This window comes from Vibrio sp. 1-2 (7-a) (assembly GCF_013048515.1).
Lineage (GTDB): Bacteria > Pseudomonadota > Gammaproteobacteria > Enterobacterales > Vibrionaceae > Vibrio > Vibrio diabolicus.
In genome coordinates this window covers 26,086-35,139 of record NZ_VHSQ01000022.1, presented here as the reverse complement: position 1 = coordinate 35,139, position 9,054 = coordinate 26,086, and the positions used below count along the sequence as shown (strand labels likewise).

Below are 9,054 nucleotides of genomic sequence, written 5' to 3'. Positions count from 1 at the left end.
TTGGAAAATGCCAAAGACGGAATAGTCCGCCCCTACAGAATACCGCTCAGAATGACAGATACCGCCTTAGTTGGCGGTATCTGCGTAGATATTAGAAAGTCAATGAGTCGGTTCGTAGACGCTTACCCACAGACTCTAACTCACTACACAGTTTGCCTTTTACATCAATTCTGCTGAGCTCTTTCATTGCCCTATTTAATTCCGCTTGAGTCGGGTAGCCCAACAAGATGAACTCATCTCCCCCTATCCGGTAACTTTTCCCTGACCATACATAATGAATTTTTAGCGCCAATAATTGCAACACCTCATCACCAGCACGGTGACCGTACGTATCATTGATTCGTTTGAAGTGGTTAATATCTAAGTAAAGTATGGATAGCTCTTTGTTTACGCCTTTTCGATGTTTTACTTGCAACGCGCGGCGATTTCTTAACCCCGTTAAATTGTCGGTATTCGATTGACGGTAAAGATAGAGCGAAACGCAAATCGCAAACAACAATACAAAGACAAACACAGCCTGTGTTTGCGTCGCCAGCCGAACCTCATATTCAAGCGCGGTACGCCAATCTGGGCGCAGGTCGTACTGGGCAATGATCTTATCAACTTCCAACATCGCTATCGCTCGACTGAAAAAAGGAGCAAGCATGGCACCTTTCTCGTTCGCCACCAATCCAACAGAAAGTTGTGACTGGTAAAACTCACCAATCGCCGTGTCCTGCTCTATCGGAACCAACTCGCTCAGACGTAAAAAGTGGTTGAGCATCGCGGTATCCATCGGAATGTAATCGACCTCTTCATTCAATAAACCCTGAATGAGTTCTTGTTGGGTACGATAACGTTTCAGCTCTTTTAGCGGTAAAAGTTGCGTCATCATTTGGTCGAAAAAGTCGTCCTCAACCACACCAATCCGCTCAGAGATCAACTGTGACACATGAGAGTAAGTGTTCGGCTTATAACCTAAACGCTTGACCATAACGGATGCTGGTGAGTAATGGGGCTTGGGAAAGTAACTAAATTCATGCCGCTCGCGACTGACCGTTAACGGCGCTAAAATTTCAAAACTCCCCTGCATAAATTCATGGTACATGGAACCCCAGCTTTCATTTGGCTCACTAATGATCACGCAGTTTAATGCCAAGATCTCACAGCTTCTCAGGACGACATCTGCCGTCATCCCTTCGATACTGCCGTCTTCGTTGTAAACAACATATGGAAAGATAGATTCGAGCTTGATCCGTATTGGCTCACTAAAATCGAGAGGTAATAAGCGAATAGATTCTCGCAATGCCGCTCGCCTTAATTCAAATTGATACTGGGAGATCTCTTCACGAAGTTGCTTTTGCACTCCTTCCCCATGAATAAACGTAGCGAACGTATCCAACTCTTCGAGATGATGATCTTTTTTACTGATGATCGATACTGGCTTTATCGAAATCTGATCATTCAACATCTTAGCGTCAAAGCCCTCCAGCAGCATCGGCTTAAGCTGATTGATGGCATCGACTACGCCTTCAACAACGCCTGATCTCAGTAACGTTACCGCTTGGTCATGACCTTGATAAGAGACCTGTTTTAGCTCCGGGTAGTATTGTTTAAGTAATTCGGCATAAACCGTATCTTTAGGGACGCCAACTCGTGAAATGTCACTCAACGTCGAGTCTTTTAAACCAAAAAGGTAGGTATATTCGATATTAGTTGGACGGGAGTAACTAAAGCGTTGAGCACGCTCTTCTGTGTAAGTGATATTAGCAGCAAAGTCCGCTTCTCCATTCGCGACGGAATTTAGAATGGCATCAAAGCTGGAATAGTTCACATATTGAACGGTAAAGCCGAACTCTTTCGATGCAGCATTAAAAAGAACACGGGTGACGACATCATCCGCTTCTGTCGCAACTTTATAATGAGCAATTAAAGGTGATTCAGCTTTTACATTCAAACTCAGTAGGCAACAAGTAAAAAGCAACAGTGTTCGAGCAAAGGTAGTCATGACAAACTTATCTTAAATCAACCACTTATAATGTGGTTATTATTATTGGAAGTTTAGTAAATATGAAATGAAGAACATATACTAATCTTCATTTTGTTCCACAACCAATTCGATAGTCTGCCGCACGTGTCACTTTTTACCTGACGAAATACTCATAATTCTGCCTGTTCATCGCTGCTACGTAAGATATAGTCCGTCATCCAAGCCGTTCCTAACAAACAGATCCAAACAACAAAAACAGGGTTTGGTACATCTGTAGTCGGACTTACCACTAAGGCAGCAAAGCCAACGGTCGGTAACGTCCAGCACAATAGTTTACTCCAACGAATGGAGTGTTTAAGCTTCGCGAGGGTTTCCATTGAAGCCAGCATTCCTGTCACGCTCAATGCCACAAGAACGGCATATGGTAAGCCAGCAATCCATAATGGGAACAACAACAGCATCGGCCACCAGCTGTGCTTATTGGATGGGGTCCAATGTACAGCAGACCACCACATCGCCATGACCGAGACAGTTTGAACCACTGTAACCCAAGCGGATCCATCCAGCTTCCCACCTTGTTGCGTGACCATAATACCGACTTGTAGAGTAAGTACGATTAGGCCTGCGGTGAGCAGGACGCCCAACGAACTTCTACGAGAGAACACTACCATTAAAAGTGGGAAAAGGATCAAAATACCAATCGATAGCGCGATAGGTTGCATTGAGAGCGTAGCGCCAAAAGCCATCATTGCGCCCAGCAACACCAAGCCTGCAAACCCGCCTTGTGGCAAGATCCACAACGCCGGGATCATGAGTGCAAGAACGGGAATATCTCCCTCGCTCAAACTCATCGCTCGAACGCACACCACTGCGAGTAAAGTCGTAATGAAAAATTGAAGTGTCGATAAAATCATAGCGCCTCCTGGCTTCCCCACCTACTTGGTAACTCAACGGCAAAAACTGGGATTAAAAGTCGTTGAGAGGGTCTAGATTCAAGCTTAGCTTGTGTTTGTTTTATGCTTTTTAACGCTCATTAACATACGGCACGACTGAAGAGAAAATGTGATCAACAAAAGTCAATCGCGGGCAATATAAACGTTAAGAACCGTTAGCAATATACAAGTCCGATGGTTTACCATTCCTTAGTAATCCACAATAGACACTTTTGAGTATGGACCAATTTTTAGCGCAAATCTTTGCTGTAATTCACCAAATTCCAAAAGGAAAAGTCTCCACCTACGGGGAAATCGCAAAAATGGCAGGTTACCCGGGCTACGCAAGACATGTTGGTAAAGCGCTTGGTAATTTGCCAGAGGACAGCAAACTCCCGTGGTTTAGAGTGATAAATAGTCAAGGAAAAATATCCTTAAAAGGCAGTGATTTAGAACGACAAACAAAGAAATTAGAAGCCGAAGGAATTGAAGTGTCTGAGATTGGAAAAATTTCGCTAAGAAAATACAAATGGCAGCCTTAGGCTGCCATTTTTTGTTCGCTGAGTTTGATATTAACGCGTACCAACTAGACGAATATCCAACTGGTGAGTTTGTGCTTCATCTGTGATTACACCGTTATGTGTATCGCTGATAAAACGCAATTTACCATCCACTTCAATACGCGCACGGACGCTATAACGATGGTTTGGTTTGATTTCATTGTTATCGTAGTTCAGCTCAAAAGAAAGAGGAACTTGTTTACCTTCCGTTTCGAATGTCTGCTTTGCTAGTACTTTTGCTGGCGCGTCAGCCAAAGACACATCTTCTAACGCGACGGTAACCACTGCGTTTGGCGGCAGAGCAATACGCTCACGGTAAGCCACTGTACCTGTAATCGTCTTCATTGACGCCTCTGCAGATTCCATTTCTGTATTTTGAGAAGTTTGGCAACCCACTAACGCAGCCCCAAAGAGTAAAGAAGTAACAAGCAGTAGTGTTTTTTTCATATCTTCCTCGAAAAGAGTATTAAACCGGAGCAATTATAGGTGTGGAATACAAAACTGTCTGCTTCCTGTCAGTTTATTTGACAATAGTTTGACTGAGTTAGAATTTATCAAACAATTGATTTTGTTTCATAATCGGAACAATACTATTTCTAAGTTACTCAATAGTTCTTAACTATGGCACTTCACAAGAGTGAGACTGTTGAGGTAAGTTGGAGTGAAAGACAACGGTGAGGAGACACAATGAGTAAACCATTACGAGAATTGCTCAGCCTACTACAACTCGAAAAATTAGAAGAAGACTTGTTTCGTGGCCAAAGTGAAAACCTAGGTTTGCCTCAAGTGTATGGTGGCCAAGTGATTGGGCAAGCGCTTTCTGCTGCGCGCTACACCGTTGAAGAAACACGCGCGGTGCACTCCTTCCATAGTTATTTTTTGTACCCTGGTGATCCAGAAAAGCCCATTATTTATGATGTAGAAAACCTAAGGGATGGCCGCAGCTTCAGCACCAGACGCGTTAAGGCGATTCAAAATGGACGCCCTATTTTCTACTTAACGGCGTCTTACCATGGCGATCAACCTGGGTTTGATCATCAAAAGGAAATGCCAGACATTCCTGGCCCAGAAAACTTCGCCTCTGAGAGTGAGCTTGCTAGCCATATAGCCGAATTCCTGCCAGAGCGACTACGCAAAACATTTTGTGGTGAAAAGCCAATTGAAACCCGTCCTGTTACGGTCATCAACCCCCTAAAACCCAAAAAAGCAGAGCCTAAACAGTATCTTTGGATTCGTGCCAATGGTGAAATGCCAGAGAACCTGCTTATACATCAGTACCTGTTGGCCTACGCATCAGATTGGGGATTCCTCGTGACAGCAATGCACCCGCATGAAGTGTCATTAATGACGCCAAACTTCCAAGTTGCCACCATTGACCATTCAATCTGGTTCCACCGTCCGTTCAAAATGGATGAATGGCTGTTGTACGCGATAGAAAGCCCAACAGCGAGTAACACTCGTGGGTTAGTGCGTGGCGAAATCTATAACCAGCAAGGTCATTTAGTGGCAACCGCAGTGCAAGAAGGTGTAATGCGCTATACCAAGTAACCACTAAACCCTAAACGACAAAAGGAGTGCTTAGCACTCCTTTTTTGTGGGTATCAAACGATAATTAATTTGGTTGATACTTCATAGTAATGACCGACCATTCGTAAAGTGATTTCGGGTAACCGTATTCGCTTTTCCCGTAAACGACATTTGGGTCAGCATAGAATCCACCTTTATCCGTTGCTAAAAATTCACGCACCCCACGACGGTAAGTAATGATTGGTGCTGCCGACTCATACTCTATGTCTTCCAAATTAGAATCATCAATCACTAAGAACCGAGTCATACGGATAGTGCTACCGCTGGTGCAATACCCTGGATCATCATAACCAATTGCATTAAAAGGCTTAAGGTCATCAGCAAATAGCTCTGATGTACATCCATCGAATCGAGCAATATGCACCCACGCTGCCTTTTCTTGTCTTCGGTCATAGCTACCAACTGGCTTAAACATAAATAGCACAACCTTACCTTTACCGTGTTTTTGCAACTCGTCATCCGTCGGTTCACGTACCGAACGCGAACCCAAGATACCAAATTCACTCTCTTCTAGATTGGCAAACTGTGGGGCACTAAGCGTGCTCACAATAACGGTTTGTTCGCTATTAAGTTGTGTGTATTTATCTGCAACACCCGACTCTGCCAAATCGACACTAACCGTGACTTTTGTTCTTGGTAACGCTTTGTAATCTCGCGATTCACTCTCAGAGATATCTAGCGCAATAGAATGGTATTGAGAATAATTGGTTAGCGTCAACTCAGCATTCGCATTGTCTAACGTGGCAAGATCTTTGCTCACAGTATCGCCAAATGAGTAAGTGCGAGTACCGACCGTTCTACCGAAATCTAAGTCAATTGCCTTGAAAGGCGTAAACTCAACGGTTTGAAGTTTCGTGGTAAGACCGGGATGATCCGCTTTATTAATGGTGCCGTTAACCAATACGGTTTTAGTTGTATAGTTACGTGCAGTTAGCGTCACTTCTAATTGGTACTCGCCTGCGTGCAAAATCTTCAAACGCCCCGTTTCAGAAGAGACTAACTCAACCACAGGATCTTTTTGGTTAATAAGACGATAGCTGGCTTTCGCCTCTCCTCCACTCATCACTGGTGAGATAATAGTACCCGCTGAAAAGTCTACCGTTGGATAAGCAAGCGATACAGGGTTTGTGCCCTGTTTGATCGTTACAGAGAAACTGCTTTCACCCGGAGTAAATTTATCGTCCCCTGCATCCGATACAACAACTCTTGTGCTGCCAGCATTGAGGATGCGCATCTCGCCCGTTTTGCTGTCTAGGGAAACCACATCCGTTGCTGCATTTTCTGCAAATCGATACGAAACTTCGCCAACCGTACCAGAGATGGTCGGTTTTTGAACATAAGGCTGGCTGGTTTTCCAAGTCTCTTCCACATCGGATTGCACATCAATCCGACTCGGCGCACTAAGAATATTAACGTACACTTTCTGATCTGGACCCGCAGTATAATTCGCGCTCTCCTGTCTACGAACTGTTAACGTCGCTTTACCCGCTTTGTAAACATAGGCACGTCCATCCGCAGTAACCTCTATAACATCTGTAGCAGTGTTATCAACGAGTTCTACATGATCGTTACTTGTACTTAAACCAAAGTCACGACGAAGATCAAAGCTATAGTCTTTGCTATACACCATTTCATAATCTTGTGTCACCATGGCTTGTCCCGCAGCTTTCGCTACTTTGATGACTACATTAAACTGAATTGGTTGATATAAATCCCCACCATCATCTTCAAACTTAAGACGATATTCACCAGCCGTCTCTACTTCTAACTTGCCATCGGTCATTCTTAAACCGTCCGGTAAACTACCGACTAGGCTTACGTTGCCTTTTTGTCCTGAAAATGCCAAAGGAATTGAGAGGCTAGGCTGATAAATAAGCGACATTTCAATGTCGTTCATCACTGGATGAGGCGCGCGATTAACTTCAACATTGAAGCGAGCTTTACTTGCAGGATAATTACGCATTTCATGCTCGTAGATTTCAACTTCAGCCGTACCTACACCTTTGATCAGCAGTGCTTCACTGCTCATAGATTTAGCGATAACATCTGTGCCGCTAATAATTCGCAGTGAATAGTCGCCGCGAGCATTCGTCACCTTAGGGAAAATTCGGCCACCTTCCTCATAAGTTTTCACAACATCCGCTACGCTGATTGCTTCGCGTTGACCTTGTTTTACATCCACAACAAATTGCGCCGTTTGCTGCTTATCTAAAAAGGCATCGCTGTAAGTTGCTGTCGCTTCAACGGTTAACTGCCCAACATTATGAACAAGGAGCACACCTGACTCAGGGTTGAGTAACTCGGCAACTTTGTTGTCTGGTTCGCTGCGAATGATTTTGTATGTGATGCTTTGCGTTTGAGCTTTATCTAAACGTGCAGGTTCTAACGTCAGCCCTTTTCTATATTCGTCTTCCAGCAAGGCGAATTGAAGTTGCCCGGATGCTACTCCATGAAGCTTCACCGTCGCGCGAACTTGCTTCGGCAGATAAAGCTCGTTACCTGAGTCAGTAATCAGTACCGACGCCTGACCAATTGAGCCTAATGAATATACCGAACCGTTCTCATCAACCCGAATCAAGTTATGACCACTTTCTACTTCATAACTCAATTCACCTTTTTGGCCACGAACGGTCAGCGCTTTCCCTTCAGATTCGATTGCATTGAAGTTTAGATCACTAACCGAAAGGTCTGTGTTAATACCTCGTTCCACAGTGATAGAAAATCGTGCTTCAGAGGAAGCATAAGCAGAACTGCTATCCGTAGCCAGAATTGTTGCCGTTCCTGGACGCAAAATTTGTAGCATTCCAGAGTCATTAATTTTCACAACATTTAGCGGATTAGAGTCAATGACTTGATAAGACACCGAGCCATGTACATTGCTCAATTTTGCCTCTGTAACGGTTCCCACGCCCTCAAACTTCAATAACGTGTCTTCAGCTTTTAACTGTGGACGGCTCTGCTTTGTTATCGTAGTTGGTGTCTTTGTATTGTTCGTTTTAGAGTCACCTCCACCACCACAACCAGCGAGTAACGCCGCGAGAAAAAGCAAATAATATTTTCTGTTCATTTTTAGAAATACTTTGTCACAAATAAGTGCTAGCGATAATAATACGATGTTTTATTAATCACTATATCCATTTTTGAGTACTTTGTTACTTAAGTATTTGCTACTGTATTACGCATAAAAAGAAATGTTCAGAAGTGGTGACTAAAATACACAAAACAACACTAAGCAAACGTTTAAATCAAACCAATTAATTAATTTAGTAAAAATGAATATTCAATAAAAATAAAACACGAAAAATAAAGAGAAAAAATTGCGTTATTTTTTCATGCGTTTTGCTGTATGAGCACTTAATAAAGGATAAAAAAACAAACAGTTAATGCGGAAATAGAAGATAGAATAAATATCGTTTATATTTATTCCAATCCAGTAAAAAGTAACCTAGTTAGAATAACCCTGCTACCTGTTAACACTTAAAATGCTAACAGGTAGAGTAACCATTAAATAAAATTCGTATAAAGCTATTTAGTTGAGAAGTGGTAACTCAGTCGTATATTTAATGGATTCCATAGCAAATGTTGAAGTCACATTAGACAATCCCTTTACACTATTAACTAAGCGCTTATAAAACTCGTCAAAACACTTCATATCTTTGACTAGCACTTTCATCATGTAGTCATACTCGCCGGCCATACGATAAAACTCCATCACCTCAGGGAAATCACTCACTGTTGTGACAAAGTGGTGATACCAATCTTCAGAGTGATCGATGGTTTTTAGCTGAACAAAAGCGATAAAAGACAGGTCGAGTTTTTCTGCACTCAGTAACGCCACGCGCTTTTCGATGTAGCCTTCTTCTTCCAACCTTTTCAAACGCTTCCAACATGGCGTTGTTGTCAGATTAACCTGCTCTGCTAACTCATTTAATGACAAGGTGCTGTCGGTTTGTAACAACGCAAGCAGCTGCTTATCGACTCGATCCAAAATCATCCTATAAAACCC

General features: G+C 43.0%; 6 protein-coding genes and 1 pseudogene. 2 read left to right on the top strand and 5 right to left on the bottom strand.

Translation table 11 applies throughout. The features are described from left to right. Positions 1 to 127: 127 nt before the first annotated feature. A pseudogene (locus FKN08_RS23420) lies at positions 128 to 1,987 on the bottom strand (GGDEF domain-containing protein); the annotation flags it as partial. A gap of 152 nt (positions 1,988 to 2,139) precedes the next feature. Continuing rightward, positions 2,140 to 2,883, bottom strand: coding sequence for a hypothetical protein (locus FKN08_RS23415; protein ID WP_005390598.1), 744 nt, complete (start codon positions 2,881 to 2,883; stop codon positions 2,140 to 2,142). A gap of 257 nt (positions 2,884 to 3,140) precedes the next feature. On the opposite strand from FKN08_RS23415, the gene FKN08_RS23410 reads away from it, so the two are divergent. Then, positions 3,141 to 3,443, top strand: a complete 303-nt coding sequence (locus FKN08_RS23410; protein ID WP_134646971.1) for a DNA base-flipping protein — start codon at positions 3,141 to 3,143, stop codon at positions 3,441 to 3,443. A gap of 30 nt (positions 3,444 to 3,473) precedes the next feature. Here the strand turns inward: FKN08_RS23410 and FKN08_RS23405 are convergent, their stop codons facing one another. Continuing rightward, positions 3,474 to 3,908 (bottom strand): YbaY family lipoprotein, encoded by a 435-nt coding sequence (locus FKN08_RS23405; protein WP_012842007.1) that lies wholly within the window; start codon positions 3,906 to 3,908, stop codon positions 3,474 to 3,476. A 240-nt stretch (positions 3,909 to 4,148) separates the two neighbouring features. On the opposite strand from FKN08_RS23405, the gene tesB reads away from it, so the two are divergent. Next, positions 4,149 to 5,009 (top strand): acyl-CoA thioesterase II, encoded by an 861-nt coding sequence (tesB, locus tag FKN08_RS23400; protein WP_170892959.1) that lies wholly within the window; start codon positions 4,149 to 4,151, stop codon positions 5,007 to 5,009. Between the two features lie 64 nt (positions 5,010 to 5,073). Here tesB and FKN08_RS23395 read toward each other — a convergent pair whose 3' ends face one another. Beyond that, on the bottom strand, positions 5,074 to 8,115 hold the full coding sequence (locus tag FKN08_RS23395) for a cadherin repeat domain-containing protein (protein ID WP_170892958.1): 3,042 nt from the start codon (positions 8,113 to 8,115) through the stop codon (positions 5,074 to 5,076). A 462-nt stretch (positions 8,116 to 8,577) separates the two neighbouring features. Continuing rightward, positions 8,578 to 9,042, bottom strand: a complete 465-nt coding sequence (locus FKN08_RS23390; RefSeq protein ID WP_053807138.1) for an Lrp/AsnC family transcriptional regulator — start codon at positions 9,040 to 9,042, stop codon at positions 8,578 to 8,580. Positions 9,043 to 9,054: the final 12 nt, after the last annotated feature.

Coding starts and splice junctions, on each gene's coding strand:
- FKN08_RS23410 (WP_134646971.1), top strand. CDS start 3,141: ATGGACCAATTTTTAGCGCAAATCTTTGCTGTAATTCACCAAATTCCA.
- tesB (WP_170892959.1), top strand. CDS start 4,149: ATGAGTAAACCATTACGAGAATTGCTCAGCCTACTACAACTCGAAAAA.
- FKN08_RS23395 (WP_170892958.1), bottom strand. CDS start 8,115: ATGAACAGAAAATATTATTTGCTTTTTCTCGCGGCGTTACTCGCTGGT.
- FKN08_RS23405 (WP_012842007.1), bottom strand. CDS start 3,908: ATGAAAAAAACACTACTGCTTGTTACTTCTTTACTCTTTGGGGCTGCG.
- FKN08_RS23415 (WP_005390598.1), bottom strand. CDS start 2,883: ATGATTTTATCGACACTTCAATTTTTCATTACGACTTTACTCGCAGTG.
- FKN08_RS23390 (WP_053807138.1), bottom strand. CDS start 9,042: ATGATTTTGGATCGAGTCGATAAGCAGCTGCTTGCGTTGTTACAAACC.